Below are 25630 nucleotides of genomic sequence, written 5' to 3' on the forward strand. Positions count from 1 at the left end.
CCGTCAGATCACCTCACTTTCCAGAATAAACATCTCTTCCTGCACACTCGCCACCCGGCACGAGAACATGCACTGCTCCCGATTCCAATCAAACGTAAACTGGTCTACAGAATCCGTGCGTAGATCAGCCAGCAACGTCTCCGTCACCATCCGGGTAATCTCACTTTCCATCACACCCCGGCTGTCACCCTGCCCCACCAGATCCTCCAGCTCCGAACCATAGTTCCGGGAATAGATCACATGTCTGTAACGTGGCGTTTTCACAGCCTTAATGCACCACTGCACCCAAGCTTCATGCCCACCAGCCGCAGCAACTTTGCCACTTGGGGTCAGCACAAAATCCCCTGCATCGTAATCGAATCGCCAGCCCCGGCCAAAGCGTACCTCTTCCGAGGCCGCCCCAGACAGATCCTCCTCATCTCCCCATACCACACCCGTTTCCGGGAACAAACTAGGCATGCGCACTCACCACCTTACACAGCACCACAATGTCGTTACCGCCATTCACCCGCATCGCCAGTACGCGATCTCCCGCTTTTAGTCCCTTACCAAGAGACCACACCGCTTCTTCCACTTCCTCTTCTTGCAAAAGAAACCGTCCCGTTCCCGTCGTTCCGCCGTTTGCCACGTCAGGTATACCGGAAATCGCCCCAGCAGCCTCGCGCTCCGGTAGTCCAAGCGTGCCCGGCAACTCGGCCACGAGATAATCCTGCACTTCGTGCTTGAAATCATCCAGCTTCACGCCGGATGAGGTCATCGTGCCCAATACCGCGCCCAGCCCGCTCACAGCCTGACGGGAATGTGTGCTCATCGCACCCCGCATGACGTCGGCAAAATGCCCATATGGATCATCTTTATTCAAGGTAATACCTCCTTTTCACCAGCTCAGCTGTCCCCAGTTCCAGCGTCATCGTTCCAGGCCCAGCGGATAGATCACGGCTGACCGACATAACGATCAGTTTCAGCCCTTTTAACAACACCGCGTCCCCGGCGCGAATCGTATTCACATCTGGTGCGGATATCGTAAAGGTCTCCTGAATACCCGTCAGATGACTTTTCGCCAGTTTTTTCGCGGCGGTTGTCGATTTCACCTGATCGTCTTCGATCAGCTTTTGCAATGTGCCCAGTTCTTCCACACCATTCTGCTCAATCGCGAGCACTTTGGAAGGAACTTCTTTGCCACTCGTAGACTCTGACGCTGCCATGACTTTAACTTTGGTAACTGCCCCTTCGAGCGTACGCATCTGGGTCAGATCGATAAGTCGATCCAACTCATACACCTTCGCATTACTTCCGACTTGGAAGAGCTGCAGCCCACCGGGCGTCATCCGTGGATGATACATGTCCCCGCCGGACTTCGCCGTTTCCTTCAGATCAGCAAACATCATCGAGAAAATCGTCTGCGACCGATACACGGCTTTGCCCAGCTTTGTCTTCGTATCCGGCAGCGTGGCGTATGGAATCTTCCACTCTTTGGCGTAGGTTTTGAGTCGTTGCGTGGCAGTCTGATCTTTGGGCAGCAGGAACTCGTCCTCCGATTTTTCCAGATATATCATCCTATCGTACACCGTGAGGGACAGCCGCTTGGTGCCGCTGTTCGAGCTTTCCACCTCCCAGATGACCGCAGGATGCAGCAGATGAACCATCGATTTCTCGCCAAAAGGAACCCCGCTAATCCGCACTGCCATGCCCGGTGAGATTGAAGGCAGACCGGAAGGTGCAGACACCGCCAGCCGGATGTTGGCCTGATACGCAATCTGGTCCAGCGAGTCCTTCAGCGTAATCGTCTCCACCAGCTTAGTGATGTCATATTTGTCGTCGACAATGACCTTGTAGGTCATGGCATCACCAGCTTTTGCCCCGGCTTGATCCGGTTTGGATCACTCCCGATGGTTTTCGCGTTGAGTTTGTAAATCTCGTTCCATTTGGAACTGCTGCCCAGCTCCAGCTTTGCTATTTTGGAGAGGGAGTCGCCAGCTTTGACGGTGTAGGTCTTGCTGCTCTTTTTCAAATCCGTACGAGAACCTGACTTGCTCGTGGATGTAGCCGCGCCGACCTTCTCCACCTTGGAATCCCGCCATGTGCGCAGCGTAATGTCGAAGTAAATATCCCCGCTCTCGCCGCCCCGGAAGGTCGTATTGTGCGAGATCAGATATACCGGCACGTTCACCCCCGTGTTGGTAATGATGAAGCGCAGCGGCTTTTTCGATATCAGAAACGTATTCAGCATATTCATCGCTACCCGTGGATCAGGCAAATCTTCGTACATGCAATAGGACGCATCATATTCTTTGGGAAAAAAAGAAGAGAAGGTGATCTCCTTCACCTTCTCTCCCTGCGCAAAATCAAACTCGCCATGCTCCAACATATTAATCGTTTCATATCCTTTGGAACGTGAGATTGTCAGTTCTTCCGGTTTCACCGGAAACTGGAACTTCGTTTTCCCATCGATCAGCGTAAATTCCATTCTGACACCTTCCACGTTGTCTTCAAATACAGTCATAAACGGCCTCCTTTCTGCTTAGGCCATAATGGTTTTACGGTTTTCCATGGCACGGCGTACTTCACCTACAATACGTTGTCCAACTTGACGTGACAGCCCGTCGTAGTCAATGGCATTTTCACGGACCGTCACCTGCACAGCGCCTTGAGGGACATTCACGGAGATCTGGTTAGTCGTCTCGGTTTTAAAATCTTTCAGGTAACCGGACAGACTGCTCATCTGGTCTTCGGATATTTGTACCGTCATCGTGGACGATTTTCCATTCGTCTGCGCAACGTTACCAAGCGCCATTGCTTGGTTCTGCATCATGCTTGTTCCCATGAATCCAGCAGATGTAGGCTGACCAACCTTGCTGTTCATATAAGCCGCTGGACCTGTCATGGTCAGTGCCGGTGGCATATAGGCAGGTGCCATCTGCGGACCTGTTGCTACGGGAGACGGTGAAGCCACCGTTGCTGCCGAGACCGTCTTTTCTTCTTTTTTGGAACCAAAACCGAAGAAGCTGGATATGCCATCGGTGATATTTTTTGTTTTCTCAGAGACGTAATCCGCTGCACCCGACAATGCATCCCCTACACCCTCAGTAGCGTTGGACATGAATTTTCCAATATCCTTCGCTTTGCCTCCAATCCAGCCCCCTGCCTCACTGCCAACCCAACCACCTACTGCACCACCAACCCATGTTCCGATGCCAGGCAAAAGAACGCTGCCGATGGCGCTACCAATCGCAGTACCTGCTGTGCCGCCAATCATGGAACCCACCGCTCGGCCACGTTCTTCCGGGGGTGCTGTCGCTACATTCGCCACATCAGCAAGCATGCTGATGGGTCCAAGCAACCTTTTGGCTCCTTTGGCAAAGCCACCGCCCAATTTACCAAGCATGCCATCACCTGAAAATAGATTCGACATTGCCGTTGGTGAACTGGACATGATGCCAGAGATGAGATTGGATCTCCTTCCACCAACATTTCTTCTGTTGTTAGCATTTCTGGCTTCATTAAAAGCACGATCTGAAGTATCTGTAATGATCGGACTTGGCGTTGGAACAGGAGTTGCTGTTGATGATCGATTCTTTCCACCGCGTCGTCCACCTACTCTCCGTGGGGGAGTTTCACTCGGATTGGCATTACCAGATCTTGAGCTGTTACGAGTTTGGCTTTTACCTTTCTTGCCCTCTGCCACTTCTGTACTTGCACTCGGATTAGACACTTTATTCTTTTTAGCCTTTCGATCGGACATCCACTCTTTATATTTCTTACCAAGATCAGTAGCATTATTAAGAATATCTAATCCAGTACTGGTCCATTCCAGTGCTTTTTCCCACCACTTTTTATCTTCTTCTTTAGCCACATTATAAATCGTTGTATTATGACTCCCGATCACAACTGACGTGGACGACGCACTCGCAGGATTCATCTTACCCATCGCCACTTCGATCTTCTGCCGAACCTCAAACGATACTGTTCCTGAAGCCGTAACCATCTGGTCCTTAAAACTGTTCAGTTTCGCCCATGCACGATCCAGTGCCGGACTCAGCTTATCGATTAACCCAATCGTCGGTGTGATTCGCAGCCTGCTGATTCGCACAGCCATACTATAAATATGTTCCAACCTGCGTCCGGTCGTTCTCAGCTCATTGTTCACCTTGATTAGACTCTGATATCGAACTCTGCCCAGACGTTCCGTTGAGCGCTGGATCTGATCCAGGTATCGAAGGGTTGTCCGCATTTCCGCATTGGACTTGGATAAACCCACAATCATTTCTGCCATTTTTTCACCTCCTGCCCTATATCGTTATCGATTCATTTGCGAGGTGATCGCTGACATTTCCTCTTCAGAAAACGCAATTAACAGCGAGCGCTCCCCGCGTGGCAAAGACCAGAACTCTCCGGGCCGGAGATGATGACGCACCCACATGTGATACAGGAACGTGGTCATCCCGCCGGAGTGAATCAGTTTTTTAGGTCTTCAATCTCCACACCGAAGCCGGACAGCTCCAGCACTTTATCGCCTACGGCATCCAATTCACCCGCGAGAAGCATGCGGCGAACCGCCTGTTCTCCACCAGAAAGCTTCATGCGACCAGTAATGCGGGTGTCTCCCCAGCCGGACAATTCCAGACTACGGACTTTCAGCTTCACAGTTGCTTCGGAAATGAGCAGCGCGTTAAACGTTTCGGTATCCACCTTTTCCTCGGTGCGGCCTTTGGTCGTTTTTCGAATCGTACAACGTTCGCGAATGTGATCCACTTTGGAGGATGTCAGTCCACGCAAGGTCAACAGCAGATCCAGACGCTGAATGCGTACATTCTCCTCTGGCAAACGTTCTGCTGCTTCAAACAACTGATCCAAAATCTGTTCTTCGGACATATTTTCATTCATACTCATCGGGCGTTATCTCCTTCTTTTTTCACAAATAGGTTCATCTATGCCATTTTCCAAGACTGTAGAGACAACAAAGAGACCGAGATCATCTCGGCCTGCATTGGTGTCCATATTATAAGGAAGTAACTATGCAATCACGCTTGAGCAAGCAAGCCTAATAACGTGGCTATTTCAAAGCTTAGTTCGCCACAATCGGATTCAATAAATCAAATCCTTCAAACGTAAAGCCTGTTTCCTCGGGCACTTCTTCGCCGGCTGTCCAGTTGGCAAGCTGGATTTTGTCCACCATGCAACCTTTCAGTAACACACTCTCGTGTCCATACGATTCAGGGTCGTTCAGCTTCGAAATAATCTCGAATTTGGTGAAGCCACGCTGAATCATATCCGAAGTGACTTTGTAGCCGGTCATCGTGCCTGTTCCTTTTTTCGCTCCATTTTTGTGCACTTTCCAGTCGTTACCGACCAGGTTCAACTCACGCTTTTCAATCTCCACACTCGCTTCCAACTTGTTAATGTTTGTCTGCCACACACCATCGATATGCAACTGACCATGGGTACCGAGAATTACTCTTGACGCATCCAACATATATTTTCCTCCTTGGGTTCGTTGAACTAATAAATATTACACGGTATAACTCCGCAGTCAGAACAATCTTCCGATCGCTGTTATCCCCAGATTTTTTTGATTCCTTTTTATAAAGGGAAAATCCGGGGGATAAAGGCGAGCGCTTCGCTTCTTCAGATTTTTTCTGTCCTCTCCGTTATCGTGTAAACCAGCAGTTCAACGTATAGTAGTAATTCAGAAAAACAGTTCTTTCCTTCCACACAACCTTATTGTACGTAAAATGTACCAAACAACTGCTCCATCACATCCGTCAGCTTCACATTCCATTGCAGGAATACCTGATCCGCCTCCGGTTTGAGAACTGGTGCCGCGCCGTAGTAGGCAGGGTCAAGAATAACATCATAACCGTCAGCTTCAATCACATTGCTCTGTGCGAGCAGCGCCAAATAGGCCTTCATGGCACTAATCAGTGCCTGACGACCCTCTTCCGTATTGTTCACTTTACCGATATACGTATCTTCCGCGGAGCGCTGCAAATCCGTGTTGATCGCGTCCAATACACGAATGGAACGGATTTTTTTCCACGCATTATTCTGTCCAGCGGCCGGAGTTACCAGTGTGTTTACACCGCGAAGTGCCTTCACCTGACGTCCATCATGGAAGAAAATAAATACGCCATTCTGTACTGCCTGCTCCTGTTCTGCACGTGTCCAGCGACGTGTAACGTCATCGAACGGAGTAGCTGCATAAGTTGTGGATTGGTTCAGACGTTGTCCGGCGATCAGTCCTGCAACATAGGCGGACGTTTCCGCCGAGCTATAAAATGCATCTCCAAGGCGCACGCCTGTACCGACATTAATCACACCTTCATGGTTGAGCATAAGCGAACGTGCTGCTGCTTTTTGTGCTGCTGTAGCAGAGGTGTCGTCCGCTGTGGAACCGCCAAATACAGCTACCACCGGTTTGCCTTCACCACGCACACGTTTCACCCATGCTGCAAAACTCGCAAGCAGAGGCGCATCAGCCGCCTGATCCAAAGCCAAGACGTCGAATTGCTCCCCTTCCAGCGCACCCTGTACAGCAATGTATTCCGCATTGGTCAGGTCATCGTTGCCACTTACCCCGCCTTTGAATGCCGCACCCGCAACGGTAGCAACCACACCCGTACCATCACCAATGGCCTGCGCCGTTACCCAGACATTTCGTTCATCCGCATTCATCTCTTTCGCCAGAGAAGCTGCTGTAATATCCGCTGTCAGGAGCGCATACAACATCCGGTTACCTTCAAAAAGGCGCACTTCATGCTTCGTATTATCAATCACACCCGGCTGGATGGTAACGTAGAATCCATTCGCACGATCCCCCGGATACTTCGCATCCAGTTGCAGCACATTTGCATCACTGCCGTCCTTCAAAGTAAGCGTAGCTGTTTTGGCCGCAGCACTTGCTACCCGATAAGCGAGCAATTTCTTAGGACCACCCAACAGGGCGAGTTTTAAGGACGTATAGGCCGTGCCGTTATCCAGTACATTCGCCGCATAGATACGTTCAATCGCCGCTTCGCTCCCCACTTCAACAAATGTCCCTACCGGACCCCAGTTCGCCTTGATCGGCACAACGACAGTTCCCCGTGTTCCGGCCTGAATGGCCGAAGATGCTGCCGCCTGAAAATTCATATATAAGCCCGGAAGGACCGGACGATTCGTTTGTTCCCAAGTTCCACCTGCCATTATCCCTTCACCTTCGCTTTCATAAATTGGTTAATTCGTTCCTGCGTTTCTTCAATGGAAAATGTCTCTTGCGCTACTTCGTACAGCGCACCGTACAGCACCTCTGCCTTAACGGCAAAGAGGGCTTCTGCATGATTCATCAGTTCGGCCCTTGTATACCGCGGGGCTGACTGTTTGCCTTTTTTCACTGAGCTTGCCATTGCCATCTCACCTCATTGTTGGACTGATATTTACACCAGCACTTCGATGACAAAATAACTTCCGATCGCTGTTATCCCCAGATTTTTTGTTTCTTCTTTTAGGAGGTGAATCCGGGGATAAAGGCGAACGCTTCGCTTCTTCAAGTTATTTGTGCCCTCTCCGTAATCGTGTAAATTTAATTGAACTTAGATATCTTGAAGCTATATTTTTGACCTATGAATTTTTGATCCTATGAACCTATGAATTTGAAGCTATAGTGTTGAATCTACATCCATCATTTCAAAGCTATAATCTGGAACCACCTTTAATAGAAGGTTCCTCTCGACTAACGTTTACTCCATGCCTTTGCTGTGGTGAATCTCACGGATGAATGGCACATCGGTACCTGGACGACGAATCCGCTGTTGCAACGTCAGGCGAATCTGTCCATTCAGATACGCATCCGTCTGCAGATCTGCGGTGACTTCATCCACCGTTACATAGCGAGTTTTACCTTCGTGCTCTTCGCTCCCCATTTCAGTTACGGCAATCCGAGCTTGAACCGCAAGTTGCCGGGCCAACCGAGTAACCGTATGCCGTGTTAGCACTGGATGATCGGTGAGTACATGCCCAATCCACTGTTGTCGAACCTCCAATGCCGAAGTGCCCGCCACGGACGTGCTGCATCCGGCCAATCGCCATAACACAGACGGCTTCTCATACCCACCGGGCCAGACATCCCCATACACCGACCAGTTCGAGCCAAGTTCCTGCTGTGTCCAGCCTTGAAGTGCAGCCAGCCACGAATTTCCTTTTTCAGCCGTAGCTTCCGTTCGACCTTCGGGAACATACACCCCAAACCGCAGACTGCGTGTAAGCATGCCAGAACCTGCATCCACCCGGTCACTATCTGAAGAACCCAGATAGATGCAAGTAAAAGCCTCGCCTGCTTCATCCACCAACCTTACCTGATGCAACCCTTCGATTAGATCAGCTGACCAAGCTTCCACTTGTTCAGAGCCGCCATCTTCCGGACGGGCGTACGGTGAGATTTTAATAATCCGTCGGTACCCCGCCCATGTAGACTTTGGCACTTCTTCGGCAAACGCAACGACTGCACAAGGCCCGGCCAACCCTTCGCCTGACGCAGGAACATCCAGCACACGACCGTCCCAATCTGGAACAAGTACAGCGAGCTTCTGTTTCAGCGTTTTTTTAATGAGCGTACTCAATGTACTGGTGCTCATGGCAGTGCTAATCTCATTTCTCATAGACACATTCATTTCGCCCCCTTTGGCTGCAAGTTTGAGATCTGCCCACACCGTGCAGCGACAATGCAGCAGCTGTAGACTCCCCCTTTTACTCAGAGTCTGTATTCCGAACGAACCAGTACCGGGACTACATTCACCGCATTAAAAAGACCGGCCACCTGGCCGGTCTGTACATTAGCGTATGTGCTTTTGGTGCGTCCCTTGCTATTGATCCGATAATACAATCTTACACCCTTTCATCCCTAACGCGGATGGTGTTCCGTACGACTTCGGTGCGATTAAGGGCGTCGTTCGGGTGGAAAAAAGACGATTCTGGAATCATCCTTTAAAGGATACCTAAGTAAGCATTAAGATCAAGATCAATGAATTGATAAATTTATCCAAATATATTAATATTTCATTATCAAATTCGTTGTCGCTTACTTAAAAGAGGGAGAATACCTATGAGTAAAACATTCAAGATCACTTCACTTGTCGTCTTATCATTTATACTCGGAATATCCTGCTGGGCCTACTTCGGACTGCTTGGTAATCCACTCAAGAAAATGATGCTGAACAACAGGTAACCACTTACCTGATTGAACAGAATGGTTACTCACCCGAACAGCTTAACGAAGTAAAAGGTACATACTCTTCAAAAAGCACTGACGCACCTTACGGTGCCTCAGTAACATTCGCGGATGAACTGGAAGCGAAGTATCAATACATCATTTTTAACAACGGCGAGATTAAGCAGTACAGTCATACCAGTGATCACCCTAAACATAAGGAACCCATGGTGAGATAACAGTTTAGTTCAAAGTAACCTTCGGGTTCAACGTAATCTCAAACGCACGTCCCCAGATGAAATCGGGATTTGCATATTCCAGCAGCGCACTGCCATACGTCGCATAAGACAATTCCTCATTACAGATCTGTTTGATCGCCACATTGCCTGCCTGGAAGGCTGTCTTATTCGCAAGCGCCGTGGTATAAGTCTGCATCAAATCACGGAGCAATGTTTGCAAATAGGCATAGTCCTCCTCCGAGTTGAACAGCAACATATTCTGATCCGAAAGGGTAGCCACGTTGGTATAAAGCGCATGGGCTCGGGAATATGTGCGAATCTGTGCAATCGCTACCGCTTTGTAGTAGTAATCCTTCAGGAAACGCTTAAACAACAACGACCCGTGAGCGTTCATCGCATCTCGCAACTTATGTTCATGCTTCTCTGTTGTGATCAATGCGTACCTCGACTGTCCCATGCCTACGGCAATACCGATCTTGTTGCCCGGCGTATTCCAGGCACTATAACCCAGAACCCGGCCAGTATATGGACTGTTCAGCAACGCTTCAGCAACATCAACATTGGCTGGTCCTTTACCCACAAAATCAATCAACACCGAAGGCAGACCTTGCTCACCATTTAGTGTCAACTGCTCCAACGCAGCCTGCAACTGATCCAGAGCGGTAATCGCAATAATCTCGATGTCGATGCCTGTGTTCTCTGTGGAATTGCCCGGGTGACCCTTCGTCATACGGTCCAGTTCGGAGGCCATGTCAAACGGGACAACTTGCTCGGCTGATACAGCCACCAGCTCTTCATTCTCCACGCTAGCAATTGCATCCGTCCCCACCTCCGGTTCAGGATAAGCTGAATCCGCCACAAGTACACCACCTACAATATCCACGTGACGAACTACATTCTCGTGTACATCCATGTATTCATACGTGTTAATGATGGTATTGCCGTGAGGACCAAAATATTTCACTGCGTAACGTGTCTTCGCCCCACCTCGGAACAACTGGTTAGCCATGCGAGCAACCAAAGCGTGCCCCAGACCATCCGCATCCGGCAAGATGATAGCACGATCCGGATTTTGTCCATTGGTTCCACCCAGCCATTCATTGATCCGTGCTTCCACATATTTGATTTCATTGATCTGAACACCCTGCGTGTTGGCATCGTCCACTCCAACCGCGAGGAAATCGATATAACCTGTGCGAGCCAGCTGATCCAGAATGTACAGGTTTGTTTTGAATTTATGTTGTCTTGTATTGTAATACTCTTCTTTATTAAAATAGGTCGTTGTCCCATATTCCACCCCATCCGGAGACAGGTTATACCCTTGAATAATATCGTCAAACTCGGTGTACGTCTGACGTGGCTGCTGCATTAACGCACGGGACTCATTATATGCATCGAGCGCCAAACCATCTGCGAACGAGGTCGTGGCAAGACGCATAATCGTATCCATCACGTACACGGGTTTGCGTGGATATTTCTGCTTGATCACCCGGATCACATCCAGCAAACGAGTAGTCTCATCATCATATCCCGGATAGGCACCTCCCCCATCTTCGCGAAGCTGACGACTGCCAATCAGACCGCCATAGGCGAGCATATCGGATGAAATAATAAATCCATCGACTTTGGCAGCATGTTTCAGAATAAAGTCATGAATGTTGGACGGTTTCCCATACACCGGCGTGGAGGTACCGAGCAGCGTTGTGCCATCTACGGTTTTCTCCGAGTCCAGACGATTCTTAAGATCACTCAGGTTCGGTGTAACGATATGGATACCGGCTGCTTTCCCTTGCACAATCACATCATCCAGATTCGCTGGACGATCATCCAGTGGAACATACAATACTGTTTTCATATCACGTAGCCTCCTGTTATCTAATTAGTCTTATTACCCGATCAGGGCAAGGATGCAATCACCGAATTAAAAAACCGGCCCCAGGGCCGGTCTGTACTTTAGCGTACGAGCTGTCGGTGTGTCTTCCTTGCTGCTGATCCGATAATACCATCTTACCGCCTTTTCCCACTCGCGCTGACGGTAATCCGTACGGATAAAGTCTATTTGCTGACGCCTTCACAGCGGTTAAAAGTCGGTTTCTTGCGAGGAACTCCTACCGGATAATCCAACCAAACCATTCCTGATGATGTTTTTATGATATAAGTAGCTTTTCAAATCCTATGTACAATAAAGGATGGATATGATCATGAAAAAAAGGCATCTCTTCTATCTTTGGATTGCGGTCACCAGTTATATGGTGGGTCCCGTCATGTATGCGTTGACGATGTACATCTTATATCAGGAAACAGATGTTGTAACGACATCACTCATTGGATGGACCGCGGCAACGTTCTTATCCGTTGGTATCCTGTTTATCCTGATCACAGTCATCATGCTTCGAGTGTTAAACATCTATTATTTCTGGCTGCAAACCCTGCTCTTCGAGCTGCTTTTCCTTGCGCTCGTCTATATGACCACTGTTCTTCTTGGGGCTGGCAACACAGGACTGCCCAAGCTATCCTTTCCATTTACACCCGAAGGCGTTTCCTTATGCATGTTCTGGGGGAGTATTGCACTTATGAGTTCCTGGGGAATATGGGCAGCGCGTCAGCCTATACGAAAATCACCATACATGCTGGTGTCCAGAGTCATTCTGATCCTGTTTATCCTTGAAATTTGGCCCCGTTAAAAAGAGGCAGGCTGCCCACGATTCGGTAGACCAGAATAATGCCAAAAAGGGATGTCCTCCGTCAAACTCATAACTGACGGACACCCCTTCTGAAATGTATCTTTTATCTCACGCGATGATATAACGAAAATTTTCCCATGTTTCCGGCACAGGCTCCCCGTTCTTCGCATGATGATAGAAGCTGAACGGGAATTTGAACACATGACCTCCGTACCAGTCACGGGAACGTCTATCGGTGAGCCAGTATTCCAGTTCATGGGGCAGCGCCACCGACCTTTCCGCTCGTGCTAGTGGCAGCAGATCTACAGGGGATTGCAATGTTGGCATCTCCTGTTCGCTGTTCACATCTCGGCTTAAGCGTAGCGCCTTCACCATAGTAAGGAAAGGCGGAATACCTTTGTGAAATAATGCCGGGTAACCCAATTCATATAATATGTTAAGCGCATGTCCGTAGGTGAGCATATGACCAATTAGATCATGATGTGCTTCCGCGTGATAGATGGTCTGGAACGCACCAAGCTCATCCAGAATCAAGCGTGACAACTGCGTTGGATCTCCGATCTCAGGGAAACCATCGCTCATCTCCGGCTTCAGACTGCGAATTTCTTTCACGGTTGTATTCATCCATGATCTTCCCGGGATGGTTCGATCGAATGAATCGATCAGTTCAACCAGCCGACCAATGTCTTCAGCCGTACCCCATCCCTCCAGTTCGCGAATAGCCTTCAGGCTGATGGCCCCGTAGATGGCCTGGTGCCCAACCCAGTGCAGCTCTCCAATGGTTCGATGCAATGCGTCCGTAATGCGCGCTTCGGCATCTTCCATGGGCATCATCTCACCTATCGGAGAGGTCTGACCAGGGCTCAATCCATGCTGGCGAAGCATGGCTTTTGCTTCGGCGGTAACACTGCCGGCGGCAAGGGCAGTGAGACGATTTTCCCGTACCCAAAAATATGCCGCAATCGCGCCTGCTCCATAATGGGCGTGCCACAGATCTCCTGTACGTTCCCGACTGGAAACAATAATTGCAAGTCCTTCTTCCAATAAACGTCGATCCAAGCTTGCCACCACCCTTCATAATATATAAGCCCATCAGAGAAACTATATAAGTTGAACAAAGATTATTTACACTGACACTACGATGACAGAACAACCTTCCAATCACTGTTATCCCCAGATTTTTTCGATTCCCTTTCCTAAGGGAAAATCCGGTGATAAATGTGAACGCTTCGCTTTTTCAGGTTTTTTCTGTCCTCTCCGTTATCGTGTAAATTTAGTTCAACTTATATATCCTAATTAATAAATAAAGCGTTTACTTCTATAACATGACGGAAATGTTCCACATATGCCCGTTTTGCCCCGGAATGCAAAGTTTAGCCCATTCGAAGCCTGCCCACGTCACGAATGGACACTTCCAGCGGATAGATCTGTGCTTTTTGCGTAGAGAAAAACCACGTCCGTTCCTTCTTGACCACAATAAACAGACCATGCACATCCCCAACAGGGGCAAAGGTATCACTAACCTCACACCAGCGCTCAAGTCCAATCTGCTGAAGCTCGTTCACCACAGACAGAACATCATCCGTCACCAGGCCAATCTCACACACCTGTAATATATCTTTACTGGAGAAGTCATGGTCACTCTCGTTCTGGATACGATGATGAGCAATCAGCTCGATAATATTGCCTCCCGGATCTTCGAAATAGACAGAATGAGAGTCCCAATTAGCTGAGTACGTCTCATCCCGATTTCCTTCCCTGCTTAAGGCAACACATGATGCAGCCCACTGCTTCGCTTCCTTGAACCGATTCGTCGGAATTAACCAGGCCACATGATAGAAGGGCTCATGATCTGTTTCACACGGTTTGAAAATCATCTTTGTGCTTCCAACCTGAAGGTTGAAAGCCTGATCTGTCTCACTGGATACCTCCATTCCCAACGTATCGCGATAAAAACGCTTGAGGTCCTCCAGCCGTGTTGTATATATCTGTAATTCTTCGATCATCATATGGTCTTCTCCTGCATCTCCTCCCACTGACTCCATGGCACCATGCCAAGCTCAGGCTTCGCTTCATCCGGAAGCATCGCGATGAATTCAAGCGAATGACCATCTGGATCGTTAAAATACACAGATACCGCAGGCATCCAGCCGAAGACATATAGTTCACCGATATCATCATCCAGGAAGTTGTGTGTTTTGATCCCTTTGTTCTCCAAGTGAGCCACCGCATGTTTCATATCCTCCAGAGATACGTGAAAAGCAAAATGCTGACGCTGCACCTCGGAAGATTCCTTCTGCCACAATCCCAGCATGGCATTGCCTTTTCCACCAATCCAGTAGAAGGAATTACCGCGTTCTATCTGCCCGTAGGCATGGGGTAAACCCAGGACCGTTTCATAGAAATGATGGGATCTCTCCAGATCCGTCACGTTCAAATGTGTTTCAAATATGCCTGTAATCATGATGATCAACCTCTTTTCCTTTGCCCATTTTCGTCGTCGCTTTCGTTCGTTCTTAGCTCATGGATGAGTTCCGGGCATTCGTTAACGTCTGAGCCAGATTCAAAAACGATCCAAGGACCCGCTGAACTCGGTCCTCTATATCCTGACTGTCTTCGTACTCTTCGTATCCGTCAAATGTCGCTTCGAATCGTCTGCGCTGTGCACCACCAATGGAGATCCACTCCTGTGCATTGATGCCATGCAGATTGCGAACAATCGCTTGCAGTTGTAAAAGCGAACTCACCCCTACCGCTCCGCCAGAGGAGCTAATCGACAGGACGGGCTTGCCACTGAAATGAGCCTGACTCAGGTGATCCAGTGCATTTTTAAGCACACCGCTAATACTCCCATGGTACTCTGGCGTAGACAGGATGATCGCATCTGCCGCGAGCATACGTGTATTCAAGTCTGCCAGATGTTCATGGTCCGCCTGTTTATCATCTGGTGCGTAGAATGGAAGTGGCGTCTGATACAGATCAAACAGGCTGGCCTGATGTCCCTGTCCCCGATTAATCTCCACAGCATACTCTCCCAAACGCGTACTGGTTGCATTGTTCCGATTACTACCTGCCAATATAACGATATTCATCAAAGTCACTCTCCTTGTTTTTAATACTTCAAGCTCTCATGTTCCAACCGATCTGTTATTTCTACTCTTATCTTACCTTTCTCCCGCATCCATATCGTCAGCAGATAGACTTAACTTGAAATACCAAAAAACTCAACCTTTAGGTTGAGTTTATACGACTTAAGTATGAAGATATGTCGGAATTGGTCAGACGACCCAGCCATTTCTTACGGCATGAAGAGCCGCTTGCGTCCGATCCGCAAGCCCCAGTTTGTCCAGCAGATGACTGACATGGGTTTTGACCGTTTTTTCTGTGATAACCAATTGAACCGCAATTTCCTTGTTGCTCAGCCCTTGAGCAATCAGTCCCAAGACCTCTTGTTCACGACGAGTGAGCATATCCGGACCACCAAGGGATGCTTCAGCTGCTTTTCCAGCCTGGCTTGGCTTCTGATATTGACTGTTTACTGACCGATCTGTTGATATATGCTGTGTTTGCTGTTCATTGATGGACCAATCGGATGAAGACATCACATGCATCAATTGACCTGCCGCCACAGGATGTAATTCCACCTGACCCGCATGCACATTGCGAATGGCCACGGCCAGATCCTCCGGTTCAATATCCTTAAGCAGATACCCTTTCACTCCTGCACGAACAGCGGGAACCACATGATCCTGATCGGAAAACGATGTGAGCACAATGATTCGCGTTTCTGGCATTAACGTACGCATACGTCTGGCTGTTTCAATTCCGTCCATGACTGGCATATGCAGATCCATTAATACCACGTCGGGTTTTAGCGCTTCCGCCTGCTCCAGAGCTTCCTGCCCGTTCGATGCTTCACCAACAACCTCCATGTCTTGCTGCGTGGTCAAAAAAACGTGCAGTCCCCGTCTCACCATCGCATGATCATCTGCGAGCAAAATCGTAATCGGCATCTCTTCTTCCCCCTAACTTTTATACAGATTCGAACGGAAGTGGAATGACTGCCGTTACTGTCGTTCCCTTGCGGGAAGAACTGACCATTACTAATCTGCCTCCGAGTGATTCAGCCCGTTCCTTCATAATGGACAGGCCCAGCGAGCTTCCAGAAGATACTTTTGGCCTTTTCGCACCGCCTGTTCCCTGATCTGTGATAGTGAGCACCGCTTCATGATCACTTAACTTGAGGGTGACTTCAGCAGATGGAACACCAGCGTGTTTCCGTACATTATTCAGCGCTTCTTGTCCGATTCGCCACAATGCTTCTTCTATATTACGTGATACAGACCGCATTCCCGTCCGATCCACCACCACTTGAAGACCCTGGTTGGTGCCATATTCCTGTAGCGCATGGAGCAGTCCTGCTTCCAGTCCCGCGGGCCGAAGCTGCATAATCAATGCACGCATTTCCTTGAGAGCCTCCTGAGACAAAACCCGAATATCCTTCATCGCTTCCGCTGCCGGGTGTAACTGTTCGGAGCCAGATAACATACTTTCTGCACCTTTAGCGGTTAACGAGAGTGAAAAAAGAATCTGATTTACCGAATCATGCAGATCGCGAGCCAGTCGGTTACGTTCTTCCAGTCGTGCCAGCTCATTGCGATTCTCCGCTAGCTTCAGACTCTCCCACGAGGCCGTAATATGCTCGGCCAAAGCCTCCAGCACTTCAAGGTCTGCCTGAGCAGGACCTGATGTTCCTACTCCAATCACCAGAATTCCTGATTCTCCTGGCGTATGATACGGAAGGGGAGCAGCAATTCCCGAAGTAAGGATATCTATCGTTTTCTCCGGCTCGCACACTGTGAAAATCTCAGTCATTTCTATTGCAGACAGGGACGCAGCACGGTGACTATGGATCACTCGGTTCATGTGGTTTGCTGCTTCCAAAGATAGAGTCGCACTTGATAACGTTTGAACGATGCTACCTGCATAAGCTGCCTGCACCGTATATACGCCATTTTTCTGTTGAATAATAGCTGCCAAAGGCCAGTCATAATATTGTCCAAGCAGCTGCACAACTTTTAAAGAAAAAGCCTCTGAATTACTGCATTCGTTGACTGCCAGACCCAAGGCCGCGCTGAACTCCCCCAGCTCGGCATACAGGTCGGCCCGTCGCTGCTCTGCGCGATACAATCTCATCCGCTCCATTGCACTACCGATCTGATAGGCAACGCCCTGTAACAATGCCAGTTCGCTGTCGCTGAAATGTTCCTTAGCTGGTGCGGCAACGTTGAGCAGGCCAAGCATCTTCTCACCCGATCGCAGTGGGACGGTCGCATGATGGGTTACATCCTGAGTATCTCCCCATTGGAATTCCACCGCATCCTCCAGCCGTTTACAGTTAATGATGTTGACCGCATGATTCAGTCGACCATCCTTGAAGCGGTTCACACACCAGCAAGTGCCCGTTCGCATCGGCTCTTTATCGTTCCGCAGTAATGCAGGGGGCAAGTTATAATCCGAAACACAGGTATAATCTCCGCGTTCATTAATGAGAAATACCCAGCCAGCAGTTAATCCGGTTAACTCCAGTAATTTGCCGACCACGGTATCCAGCATTAGGCTCAGATCATTGGACGTATTGAGCGTTTCCGCGATTGTCTTCAGCGTGACCATTTCCTGCATTCCGAGTTCTTCCGACATGGCAGACTTCTCTCCTTTGACTGATGCCAACTGTGGTTTGTTCAACTATTGTAACCAATCCACCTTGGATATTAAAGGATCAACTTCTTAGACGTTTCGCTTAGCCCAGCTTCTGCCGCTCTTTCCGAGACACTGACAAAGGCTCCATATTAATTAGTCCGCGGTCCGACAGAGCTAGTGCCATTTTGTAGAAAGCACGCGTACGAATCTTCGTATACGTATCCTTGCTGACAGGTGGATCAAACACATGGTTATACACTTTATAGTCAAACACATCATCGTCCTTCAAGTACCGTTCACATACGAGTACACGTTCCTTCTCACTCAACCGGGACACAATAAAATCAATCGTATCGCAGTATGCCTGACGCGCGCGCTGTACGTCCACATTATAGATCGCCGTTCTCGCCGTGGAATCCCCCGTCACATTGGTTGTACCATGGAAACGCTCGGCATAACTTGCCGTCACCATAACCTCTCGTTCTTCAAATGCAATGGTTTTATAGATTCGGTATTTTTCCAGCGCAGCTTCGACAGCTGTTTGCGTTTTGCGTCGGTCCAATTCGGGCAGCATCAATTCCATAATCATTTTCCTCCTTTAGTGTTCTTTATAAAATGAATATCAACTGGTTCCGCATGTTCACTTGGATGACAGAACAATCTAGTTAAACATGCAACCATCTCATCTCCCGCACTTCTTCTCATTAATCAATTCAAGTCACTCTATCGTTCACATGATATTGCTTTGCCATCGTTCTTTCGACGATTGCAAAAGGCTCTTATTCATAGAGTTGTCCAGTTCTCCAAAAAAGTAACGATAATTCTTCAATTTTCCCTGTTGCCTTTTGGAATCAATCCAAACCGCTATAATCCGGGGAGTTCCATCTTTAAGAAGGTAATCTCTAAAACTCCAACCTGTCTCAACTTTACATTTTGTTCGTATATTGTTCGTATTTCTATTTGAGGATACCACTTTCTGGAGATCGGAGTAAACCTTCATTTTGGTTCGTTTTGACGATAAAATAAAACCTTCGCTCTCATTTCCTATGCCTTTTGGCATAATTGTTTCATATCTCTTTACCTAATGGTATATATACGTTATAGTACTGTTTAATTAATGAACTTCCGTACAAGTCATTTGATTTTTATAATTTAAATTTGTATATGACATGAGAACGAAGAGGACAGAAAAGACCTGGAGAAGCGCAGCGTTTGCCTTTATCACCAGATTTCAACCTTTTGAAAGTAAACTAAAGAAATCTGGGGATAACAGCAATCGAAAGGTTTTCTGGACTCGAAGTGTCTTAATGACATCAATGGTTTAATTTATATCTCAAGCACTTGTACGAATCGAAGGAGTGGCATGAATTGTGGAGCACGCTTTTGGTCCTTATATGAAACAACTGCGCGAGCAACAGGGATATAGCATCAATCAGCTCGCCGAAGCAGCCGGAATAAGCAACTCACAGATTTCACGCATTGAGAACGGGGTCCGGGGTGTGCCCAAACCTGCGACCATCCGCAAAATCTCAGATGCACTCTCGGTTCCCTATACAGAGATGATGAAGCATGCCGGCTATATTGAACCAGGGAGTTCCACTGAACTTCAGAATGTGCCGGAATGGGCTACATACAAAGACCGTCGTGATTTTAAAAAGATGCTGGAAGACGATGATGATCTGATGTTTGACGGCATTCCACTCGATGAAGATGACAAAAAACGAATTAAGGATGTGCTGACAGGTCTGTTCTGGGAAGCCAAACAGATGAACAAACGCAAAAAGACAGATGAATCGGACAAGCGCCCATGAGGAACGACGAACTGAATTTAATAAGGCAGCAGGTGAGATCATATGGATGACATCGTAACAAAACTGATTCGAAAACACCGGACCAACTGCCCTTTCAGCATTGCCCGCGCGGTTGGAATACAGATTCGTTTCACCAATTTGGGGAAGTCTACCAAAGGACTGTACTTTCGAAAGCTCCGGCGCAGGTTTATCGTCATACACAATGATTTGCCGCCGGAATGGCAACGGTTCGTATGTGCCCATGAGCTTGGCCATGATCGGCTTCATAAAGGAATCAATCGATTCTTTCTGGAGGAACATTCCTATTTTGCTCCAGGCAAGCTGGAAAGACAGGCTAACCGTTTTGCCATTCAGTTGTTAACCTCCGGCGTGATGCCTGAACCGGATGAATCTTTGGAAAAATTCTGTTTACGTACCGGACTGCCGCGTGAAGCGCAGCATTTTTTTTACACCATTTAAGAACATATGTTCTTAAAGAGGATTATTTTATCTCTATTAACCATTAGAAGATTTACATGTCACTTTCAGGTTAACTATTTTTACGTAAATCGCGAGATTTCCACATAATAGTCTGTTAAAATACAACATGAGCTGTGTAAACGCTCAATTAGATTATTATTTTGGGAGGTTTCGGATTCATATGAAAATCTGGAAGAATTACGTTTCACTTCTGCTAACGGTCTGTTTGCTGTTTGGCAGTGTAGGTATTGCCGCGGCTGCAACGGACACCACGCCGGGCACAGGCAAACACATTACGATTCTACATACGAATGATACACATGCTCGCGCAGTTGAATCTTCACCTGCTATGGGTTTTGCCAAAGTAGCTGGAATCGCTGACAAATATCGCAGCGACAACCCAAATACACTCTTGCTTGATGCGGGAGATGCTGTACATGGTACTACTTTTGCCACTCTCGTGAATGGTGAAAGCATCGTGAAACTCATGAATGAAATGGGCTACCAAGCTATCGTACCGGGTAACCATGAGTTCAACTATGGCTCGGATCGCCTGCTTGAGCTGGCGGACATGATGAATTTCCCAATGATTAGTGCCAACGTGAAGAAAAAAGACGGAACTCGTCTCTTCGACCCTTACCTGATTGAAGAAATTGATGGTGTAAAGGTTGGAATCATTGCCCTGTCCACACCTGAAACGATGTACAAAACGAATCCGAAAAATGTAGAAGGTCTTGATATTACAGACCCATCTGCAGAGGCTAAAGTTCTGGTGAACGAGATCCGCAGCAAAGTAGATGTTGTTGTGGTATTGGGACACCTTGGACAAGACGCGTCCAGCACGGATACTAGTTTAAAAGTAGTTAAAGAAGTTCCTGGCATCGATGTATTCATTGATGGTCACAGCCACACAATACTGCAGGACGGTCTTGTGTCTGATAACGGAACGTTGATCGCAAGTGCAGGAGAATACACTAACTACGTAGGTGTCATCGACCTGTGGGTAGATGGTGGTAAAGTAACGAAGAAACAAGCAACTTTGATTGATGAAACTGAAGCAAAAGACATCAAACCGAATGAGAAAGTCGCGGCTCTCGTGGACTCCATTCAAAAAGAACAAGAGCCTATTTTGAAAGAAGAAGTAGCCAATACAGCCATTCTGCTTGAGGGTAAACGTGAACAGGTACGTGCAGGTGAAACCAATCTGGGTGACCTGCTTGCAGATGCAATTCGTGATGTCAGCAACGCCGATATCGCACTGACTAACGGTGGTGGTATCCGTGCTTCCATTGAAAAAGGTATCGTAACCAAAGGTGATGTTATCACTGTGCTTCCATTTGGTAATCAAGTGGTAACCCTTGAAGTGAAAGGGTCCGATATTCTGGCAGCCCTTGAAGTCGGTGTAGGTTCCTACCCTGAACCAAGCGGTGGATTCCCGCAAGTATCTGGCATCAAGTTCAAAATCGACACTTCCGCTGCAGAAGGTAGCCGTGTACATTCCGTAACCGTTGGCGATAAAGCCCTTGATCCGGAAGCAACATACACGCTGGCAACCAATGATTTCACTGCTGTTGGCGGTGACGAGTACACCATGTTCACCAAATATGCTACAACAGGTATGTACGGCGCGTTGGATGAAGCGTTGATTAACTACATGCAAAAGCTCGGCGCTGTAGACATCAAAACAGATGGTCGGATCAGTGAAGCGAAAAAACCTGCAGTAGAGCCAGAAACTCCGGCAACCGAAACACCAGCTCCAACCAAGCCAAAACCAGAAACACCAAAACCGGAAAAACCGTCTAAACCGACGCCAAGCAAACCAGCTCCAGCCAAACTGCACGTTGTGAAATCCGGAGATTCCCTGTATTCCATCTCCAAGCAATATGGAACAACTTGGAAGGCATTGCAAAAGCTGAACAATATCAAAAATCCACACTGGATCTATCCGGGTCAACAATTGAAATTGCCTGCAGCTTCTTAAGATCAATACAGAGCAGCAGCATAACGGATTTATCTTGTCATAACAAAAAGGGTGTCCCCAAGCCAGATTACTGGCTAAGGGGACACCCTTTTGTATATTAGTTCTTAACATCAATCCACATCAGGCATGAACATTCCCTGTGGACATATCCTGCTGATCCTGACAATCATCTGAGGCAAAAATAAATCCCCGCCAGGCCATTATGGACCAACCTCATCATATGCCTTCGACACCGAACTATATAAAAACTCTCCGGAATTACCGTGTTCATGCGGTTATTATACATTTAATTTCGACATCTCTGGTCTTCTCAAAATTGCATACTTGCACATAAATCTGCCTGAGTAAGATCATCTCTAAACCTTAAATCATAAAATCATTTGTTTACTGAATACAACTACCCGAATATAGTTATTTCGTATGATACGATACCTGAAATTCTGCCTTTTTAATATGCCTGTAGCCCTCTTTTTCTTGCTCTCATTGCAATTTCAGCAATCAAAATCATCTACCGCATTATAATCGGTACTATGATATGAACTCATATAATTAGCAAATCCCCTGAATCTAGGAAGTGAGCTGTTCCTTTACATAAAGCACAGCTTCCTGTGCAGTCATTCCCATTCGTTTCGATTCACCTGATGCTGCAAGCGCATGTGACCCCAGTTCAACCTGCTCTTCTGCTGCTCCTCTACCAATAACGATCTGCACAGGCAATCCGATCAACTCTGCATCCTTGAATTTCACACCCGGACGTTCATCCCGGTCATCAACCAATACCGTGTAACCACCCTCGACCAATTGTTGTTCCAGTTCAAGGGTGAGCTGACGTTGCTGCTCATCCTTCCAACTTACTGTAATCAGATGCACATCATATGGCGCCACAGCGGCAGGCCATCTTATGCCTTCATCTCCTGCATATTGTTCAGCTATCGCGGCCATCAGGCGGGATACGCCAATTCCGTAACATCCCATGACTGGTGCGCACTGGCGACCATTGCGATCCAGGAAGGAGGCACCCATGGCATCACTGTATTTCGTTCCCAATTTGAATATGTGTCCAACCTCGATGCCTTTGGTAAACACAAGTGGCGATGCACATGTTGGGCAAGCATCCCCTTCAGCAGCAAAGCGAATTCGTTCTACTCGCTCCATTGCAAAATCAATCCCTGGGCGTACGCCAGAAACATGCATATCCACTTCATTGGCTCCTGTAATTGCGCTCTTCATCACTGCCACGTCAGCGTCCACTACCATCGGCAGATTCAGTCCAATCGGACCCAGAAAACCTACCTTCAAGCTTGGATGTGCCGCAATGGCTGCATCGTCTGCAAGGATCAGTTCCTCTACACCCAACACCTGCTTCAGTGCGATGTCATTCAGTTCATGGTCTCCACGCACCAGCGCAGCGACAAGCTGACCATCTGCCACATAAAGCAGCGTTTTGATCATATGTTCAGCACCTTCGCCCACAAAGACACTTAACTCTGCGATCGTACGAACCCCAGGTGTGGAGATGCGTATTACCTCTTCATCTCCTGCATGCTTATCCGTTTGAAGCGCGGAGTTTGCACTCGCAGAGACAGGTGGAACTTCTGAGCTTCCTTCTTTTTCCCCAATATCTCCGAAAGTCTGATAATCAGCTTTCTCCAAGTTTGCAGCATATCCACACTGTTTGCAGGTTACAATCGTGTCCTCACCCACGTCAGCAAGAGCCATGAACTCGTGTGTTTCCCCTTGACCGCCAATCGTTCCCGCGTCCGCCTCAACACGGATATAGTCAAGACCACAACGCTCCAGAATGCGACTATAAGCTGTATTCATCGCCTGATAGGTACGGTCAAGCTCTTCCCAATCCGAAGCAAAAGAGTATGCATCTTTCATGATGAATTCACGCCCGCGCAGCAATCCAAATCGCGGACGGCGTTCATCCCTGAACTTGGTTCCAATCTGATACAGGGTGAATGGCAGCTTACGATACGAACTCACCTCGTCCCGAGCTAACGCAGTTACAACTTCTTCATGCGTTGGTCCAAGGGCAAATTCTCGTGCATGACGATCCTTCAGACGCATCAATTCAGGACCATACTGTGTGTATCTTCCGGATTCTTCCCACAGCTCGGCAGGCTGCATAATTGGCAGCAATACTTCCTGACACCCTGCACGATCCATCTCTTCTCGAACGATCCGTTCAACGTTCAACAATATACGCCGCCCAAGTGGCAGATAACTGTAAATTCCCGCGGCCAGTTGGCGAATCATACCGGAACGCAGTAACCAGCGATGTCCCGCCGCATCTGCCTCCGCTGGCGCTTCACGTAATGTTGGAACAAGCATTTCACTTTGACGCATCTAAACACACTCCTAATCTTTCTCATGGTTATTGGTTATCTAGAGTTATAAACAGCAAAAAGACACATCCGTCAAGGGACGAATGTGTCGTGGTACCACCCTTGTTTAACTGCACTTTAAACCATTCGCTCGCAATCTATGCGATCTGTGACATGCAGTCCTACGGAGCATAACGGGCCCTTCCGGCGGAGGTTGCAACCCTGGACGGGCATTCTCTTCCGCAGCTTGCGAGGTAGGAATTACGAAGCAGCCACAGGAACCTTGCACCACACTGTTCCCTCTCTGTTGAAGCTGACTAACGCAATCATGTCCTCGTTATAACGCTGTTATCATTTTTGATCACATTAGTTCATTTACAAGAAATTGTCAACCATACCGAGTTAACATAAAGTACAATGAATTCCGCAACGATGGCTGACACGACAGCGCGTTCCCTGTAATATAGAGAAATAGAAATATACCCTTGGTATTAATTGATAAAGGAGCTTGTCCTATGCCATATATTATATATGATCTTGAATTCACAGTAAGCCGCAATACTCGCTATTCATCTGAAATTATTGATATCGGTGCCGTCAAAGTTACGGAAAGTGCGGATGGATTGGCCGTTACGGATACATTCCATACGTACGTTCGTCCTTCCAACAAATCCGTCCTGTCTACCGACACGATCCAGTTCACAGGCATCACGCAGAAAGATATTGATGCAGCCCCTCTTTTTCCCGCAGCACTGAATCAATTCATCGCCTGGATGGGAAGCGAATCCTATTACATGTGTTCCTGGGGACCCGATGACCGCAGCAAACTGATCTCTCATTGTCGTACGCACCAGCTCGATGTGGCCTGGATTACCAATCATAACGATCTCCAGCAGCAATGGTCCCGCACCGTTCGCAAAGAGGGTAAGTTCCGTCAACTCGGACTCGCGCAGGCTCTTGAAATCTGCGGCATCGAATTCGATGGTACCCAGCACCGGGCTTTGGATGATGCCATCAACACAGCCAAGGTGTTCATGCATCAATTTGACCGATTCACGCTGGAAAACAACTGTGCAGCGGACGATGAGGGCATTGCATCAAAGGTCGTCTATTCCAGCTCCACAGAAGATGAAGAGAAAGAATCACCTTTTGGCAATCTGGCAAGTCTTTTCAAAACCAAAGAATAGCCAGCCACAGCTCGGAAATTTTTGGTGTTTTGATATTCGTGTTCTTGCTTCAGATTGC

General features: G+C 48.0%; 25 protein-coding genes. 6 read left to right on the forward strand and 19 right to left on the reverse strand.

The genetic code is table 11. The features are described 5' to 3' along the window. Positions 1 to 3: 3 nt before the first annotated feature. From AC4G47_RS23995 to AC4G47_RS24040, 10 genes are all read right to left on the reverse strand, one after another. The gene (locus tag AC4G47_RS23995) at positions 4 to 459 is read right to left on the reverse strand and encodes a DUF2634 domain-containing protein (RefSeq protein ID WP_491103066.1); all 456 of its coding nucleotides are present in this window, start codon (positions 457 to 459) and stop codon (positions 4 to 6) included. After that, a complete protein-coding gene (locus AC4G47_RS24000; protein ID WP_145320658.1) occupies positions 452 to 862 on the reverse strand; it encodes a hypothetical protein in 411 nt (136 codons plus the stop codon). The genes AC4G47_RS23995 and AC4G47_RS24000 overlap by 8 nt, the downstream gene beginning before the upstream one ends. Further along, positions 855 to 1841 (reverse strand): XkdQ/YqbQ family protein, encoded by a 987-nt coding sequence (locus tag AC4G47_RS24005; RefSeq protein ID WP_491103068.1) that lies wholly within the window; start codon positions 1839 to 1841, stop codon positions 855 to 857. Before AC4G47_RS24005 ends, AC4G47_RS24000 begins: the two co-directional genes overlap by 8 nt. Further along, positions 1838 to 2467 (reverse strand): LysM peptidoglycan-binding domain-containing protein, encoded by a 630-nt coding sequence (locus AC4G47_RS24010; RefSeq protein WP_491106778.1) that lies wholly within the window; start codon positions 2465 to 2467, stop codon positions 1838 to 1840. The genes AC4G47_RS24005 and AC4G47_RS24010 overlap by 4 nt, the downstream gene beginning before the upstream one ends. 54 nt (positions 2468 to 2521) lie before the next feature. Beyond that, positions 2522 to 4273 carry a hypothetical protein gene (locus AC4G47_RS24015; RefSeq protein WP_491103069.1) on the reverse strand — a complete coding sequence of 584 codons (1752 nt, stop codon included), beginning with the start codon at positions 4271 to 4273 and terminating at the stop codon, positions 2522 to 2524. A gap of 182 nt (positions 4274 to 4455) precedes the next feature. Further along, a complete protein-coding gene (locus AC4G47_RS24020) occupies positions 4456 to 4890 on the reverse strand; it encodes a phage tail assembly chaperone (protein ID WP_017690174.1) in 435 nt (144 codons plus the stop codon). A 175-nt stretch (positions 4891 to 5065) separates the two neighbouring features. Then, entirely contained in the window at positions 5066 to 5473 is a 408-nt protein-coding gene (locus tag AC4G47_RS24025) for a phage tail tube protein (RefSeq protein ID WP_491103070.1), read from the reverse strand. Positions 5474 to 5718: 245 nt separating this feature from the next. Next, entirely contained in the window at positions 5719 to 7182 is a 1464-nt protein-coding gene (locus AC4G47_RS24030; protein ID WP_491103071.1) for a phage tail sheath subtilisin-like domain-containing protein, read from the reverse strand. Then, positions 7182 to 7382 (reverse strand): YqzN/YkzM domain-containing protein, encoded by a 201-nt coding sequence (locus AC4G47_RS24035; RefSeq protein WP_458125641.1) that lies wholly within the window; start codon positions 7380 to 7382, stop codon positions 7182 to 7184. The genes AC4G47_RS24030 and AC4G47_RS24035 overlap by 1 nt, the downstream gene beginning before the upstream one ends. A 333-nt stretch (positions 7383 to 7715) precedes the next feature. Beyond that, the gene (locus AC4G47_RS24040; RefSeq protein ID WP_491103072.1) at positions 7716 to 8639 is read right to left on the reverse strand and encodes a hypothetical protein; all 924 of its coding nucleotides are present in this window, start codon (positions 8637 to 8639) and stop codon (positions 7716 to 7718) included. Between the two features lie 437 nt (positions 8640 to 9076). Here AC4G47_RS24040 and AC4G47_RS24045 point away from each other — a divergent pair, with 437 nt between their 5' ends. Then, complete coding sequence (locus AC4G47_RS24045) at positions 9077 to 9199, forward strand: hypothetical protein (protein ID WP_491103074.1); 123 nt, start codon at positions 9077 to 9079, stop codon at positions 9197 to 9199. 225 nt (positions 9200 to 9424) lie between these two features. Here the strand turns inward: AC4G47_RS24045 and AC4G47_RS24050 are convergent, their stop codons facing one another. Beyond that, complete coding sequence (locus tag AC4G47_RS24050; RefSeq protein WP_491103075.1) at positions 9425 to 11275, reverse strand: DUF4127 family protein; 1851 nt, start codon at positions 11273 to 11275, stop codon at positions 9425 to 9427. Between the two features lie 346 nt (positions 11276 to 11621). Here AC4G47_RS24050 and AC4G47_RS24055 point away from each other — a divergent pair, with 346 nt between their 5' ends. Next, positions 11622 to 12104, forward strand: coding sequence for a hypothetical protein (locus AC4G47_RS24055; protein ID WP_491103076.1), 483 nt, complete (start codon positions 11622 to 11624; stop codon positions 12102 to 12104). 108 nt (positions 12105 to 12212) lie between these two features. Here AC4G47_RS24055 and AC4G47_RS24060 read toward each other — a convergent pair whose 3' ends face one another. From AC4G47_RS24060 to AC4G47_RS24090, 7 genes are all read right to left on the reverse strand, one after another. Continuing rightward, on the reverse strand, positions 12213 to 13172 hold the full coding sequence (locus tag AC4G47_RS24060; RefSeq protein ID WP_458125636.1) for a hypothetical protein: 960 nt from the start codon (positions 13170 to 13172) through the stop codon (positions 12213 to 12215). Between the two features lie 305 nt (positions 13173 to 13477). Beyond that, complete coding sequence (locus AC4G47_RS24065; protein ID WP_491103077.1) at positions 13478 to 14113, reverse strand: VOC family protein; 636 nt, start codon at positions 14111 to 14113, stop codon at positions 13478 to 13480. Next, the gene (locus AC4G47_RS24070; protein ID WP_491103079.1) at positions 14110 to 14568 is read right to left on the reverse strand and encodes a VOC family protein; all 459 of its coding nucleotides are present in this window, start codon (positions 14566 to 14568) and stop codon (positions 14110 to 14112) included. The genes AC4G47_RS24065 and AC4G47_RS24070 overlap by 4 nt, the downstream gene beginning before the upstream one ends. 52 nt (positions 14569 to 14620) lie before the next feature. Further along, positions 14621 to 15196: an NADPH-dependent FMN reductase gene (locus tag AC4G47_RS24075; protein WP_491103081.1), complete on the reverse strand. Its 576-nt coding sequence runs from the start codon at positions 15194 to 15196 to the stop codon at positions 14621 to 14623. Positions 15197 to 15382: 186 nt separating this feature from the next. Then, positions 15383 to 16117, reverse strand: coding sequence for a response regulator (locus AC4G47_RS24080; RefSeq protein ID WP_491103083.1), 735 nt, complete (start codon positions 16115 to 16117; stop codon positions 15383 to 15385). A 19-nt stretch (positions 16118 to 16136) separates the two neighbouring features. Beyond that, on the reverse strand, positions 16137 to 17849 hold the full coding sequence (locus tag AC4G47_RS24085; RefSeq protein ID WP_491103084.1) for a GAF domain-containing sensor histidine kinase: 1713 nt from the start codon (positions 17847 to 17849) through the stop codon (positions 16137 to 16139). Positions 17850 to 17904: 55 nt separating this feature from the next. Next, positions 17905 to 18387 carry an ArpU family phage packaging/lysis transcriptional regulator gene (locus AC4G47_RS24090; RefSeq protein ID WP_458125630.1) on the reverse strand — a complete coding sequence of 161 codons (483 nt, stop codon included), beginning with the start codon at positions 18385 to 18387 and terminating at the stop codon, positions 17905 to 17907. A 784-nt stretch (positions 18388 to 19171) separates the two neighbouring features. On the opposite strand from AC4G47_RS24090, the gene AC4G47_RS24095 reads away from it, so the two are divergent. The 3 genes from AC4G47_RS24095 (at position 19172) to AC4G47_RS24105 (ending at position 22055) form a co-directional block, all read left to right on the forward strand. Continuing rightward, entirely contained in the window at positions 19172 to 19615 is a 444-nt protein-coding gene (locus AC4G47_RS24095; RefSeq protein WP_458127178.1) for a helix-turn-helix domain-containing protein, read from the forward strand. Positions 19616 to 19657: 42 nt separating this feature from the next. Next, positions 19658 to 20074, forward strand: coding sequence for an ImmA/IrrE family metallo-endopeptidase (locus tag AC4G47_RS24100; RefSeq protein WP_101314157.1), 417 nt, complete (start codon positions 19658 to 19660; stop codon positions 20072 to 20074). Positions 20075 to 20255: 181 nt separating this feature from the next. After that, complete coding sequence (locus AC4G47_RS24105; protein WP_491103085.1) at positions 20256 to 22055, forward strand: 5'-nucleotidase C-terminal domain-containing protein; 1800 nt, start codon at positions 20256 to 20258, stop codon at positions 22053 to 22055. A 567-nt stretch (positions 22056 to 22622) separates the two neighbouring features. Here the strand turns inward: AC4G47_RS24105 and AC4G47_RS24110 are convergent. Beyond that, entirely contained in the window at positions 22623 to 24407 is a 1785-nt protein-coding gene (locus AC4G47_RS24110) for a proline--tRNA ligase (RefSeq protein WP_491103086.1), read from the reverse strand. 493 nt (positions 24408 to 24900) lie between these two features. Here AC4G47_RS24110 and AC4G47_RS24115 point away from each other — a divergent pair, with 493 nt between their 5' ends. Then, a complete protein-coding gene (locus tag AC4G47_RS24115) occupies positions 24901 to 25572 on the forward strand; it encodes a 3'-5' exonuclease (RefSeq protein WP_458125626.1) in 672 nt (223 codons plus the stop codon). Positions 25573 to 25630 lie beyond the last annotated feature (58 nt).

The sequence above is a fragment of the Paenibacillus sp. Negev47 genome (assembly GCF_058313655.1).

Excerpts from the sequence above, each read along its gene's own strand:
- AC4G47_RS24110 (WP_491103086.1), bottom strand. The coding sequence starts at position 24,407 with ATGCGTCAAAGTGAAATGCTTGTTCCAACATTACGTGAAGCGCCAGCG.
- AC4G47_RS23995 (WP_491103066.1), bottom strand. The coding sequence starts at position 459 with ATGCCTAGTTTGTTCCCGGAAACGGGTGTGGTATGGGGAGATGAGGAG.
- AC4G47_RS24070 (WP_491103079.1), bottom strand. The coding sequence starts at position 14,568 with ATGATTACAGGCATATTTGAAACACATTTGAACGTGACGGATCTGGAG.
- AC4G47_RS24010 (WP_491106778.1), bottom strand. The coding sequence starts at position 2,467 with ATGGAATTTACGCTGATCGATGGGAAAACGAAGTTCCAGTTTCCGGTG.
- AC4G47_RS24105 (WP_491103085.1), top strand. The coding sequence starts at position 20,256 with ATGAAAATCTGGAAGAATTACGTTTCACTTCTGCTAACGGTCTGTTTG.
- AC4G47_RS24115 (WP_458125626.1), top strand. The coding sequence starts at position 24,901 with ATGCCATATATTATATATGATCTTGAATTCACAGTAAGCCGCAATACT.
- AC4G47_RS24015 (WP_491103069.1), bottom strand. The coding sequence starts at position 4,273 with ATGGCAGAAATGATTGTGGGTTTATCCAAGTCCAATGCGGAAATGCGG.
- AC4G47_RS24005 (WP_491103068.1), bottom strand. The coding sequence starts at position 1,841 with ATGACCTACAAGGTCATTGTCGACGACAAATATGACATCACTAAGCTG.
- AC4G47_RS24075 (WP_491103081.1), bottom strand. The coding sequence starts at position 15,196 with ATGAATATCGTTATATTGGCAGGTAGTAATCGGAACAATGCAACCAGT.
- AC4G47_RS24100 (WP_101314157.1), top strand. The coding sequence starts at position 19,658 with ATGGATGACATCGTAACAAAACTGATTCGAAAACACCGGACCAACTGC.
- AC4G47_RS24045 (WP_491103074.1), top strand. The coding sequence starts at position 9,077 with ATGAGTAAAACATTCAAGATCACTTCACTTGTCGTCTTATCATTTATA.
- AC4G47_RS24080 (WP_491103083.1), bottom strand. The coding sequence starts at position 16,117 with ATGCCGATTACGATTTTGCTCGCAGATGATCATGCGATGGTGAGACGG.
- AC4G47_RS24020 (WP_017690174.1), bottom strand. The coding sequence starts at position 4,890 with ATGAGTATGAATGAAAATATGTCCGAAGAACAGATTTTGGATCAGTTG.
- AC4G47_RS24090 (WP_458125630.1), bottom strand. The coding sequence starts at position 18,387 with ATGGAATTGATGCTGCCCGAATTGGACCGACGCAAAACGCAAACAGCT.
- AC4G47_RS24025 (WP_491103070.1), bottom strand. The coding sequence starts at position 5,473 with ATGTTGGATGCGTCAAGAGTAATTCTCGGTACCCATGGTCAGTTGCAT.
- AC4G47_RS24050 (WP_491103075.1), bottom strand. The coding sequence starts at position 11,275 with ATGAAAACAGTATTGTATGTTCCACTGGATGATCGTCCAGCGAATCTG.
- AC4G47_RS24055 (WP_491103076.1), top strand. The coding sequence starts at position 11,622 with ATGAAAAAAAGGCATCTCTTCTATCTTTGGATTGCGGTCACCAGTTAT.
- AC4G47_RS24035 (WP_458125641.1), bottom strand. The coding sequence starts at position 7,382 with ATGGCAAGCTCAGTGAAAAAAGGCAAACAGTCAGCCCCGCGGTATACA.
- AC4G47_RS24030 (WP_491103071.1), bottom strand. The coding sequence starts at position 7,182 with ATGGCAGGTGGAACTTGGGAACAAACGAATCGTCCGGTCCTTCCGGGC.
- AC4G47_RS24065 (WP_491103077.1), bottom strand. The coding sequence starts at position 14,113 with ATGATGATCGAAGAATTACAGATATATACAACACGGCTGGAGGACCTC.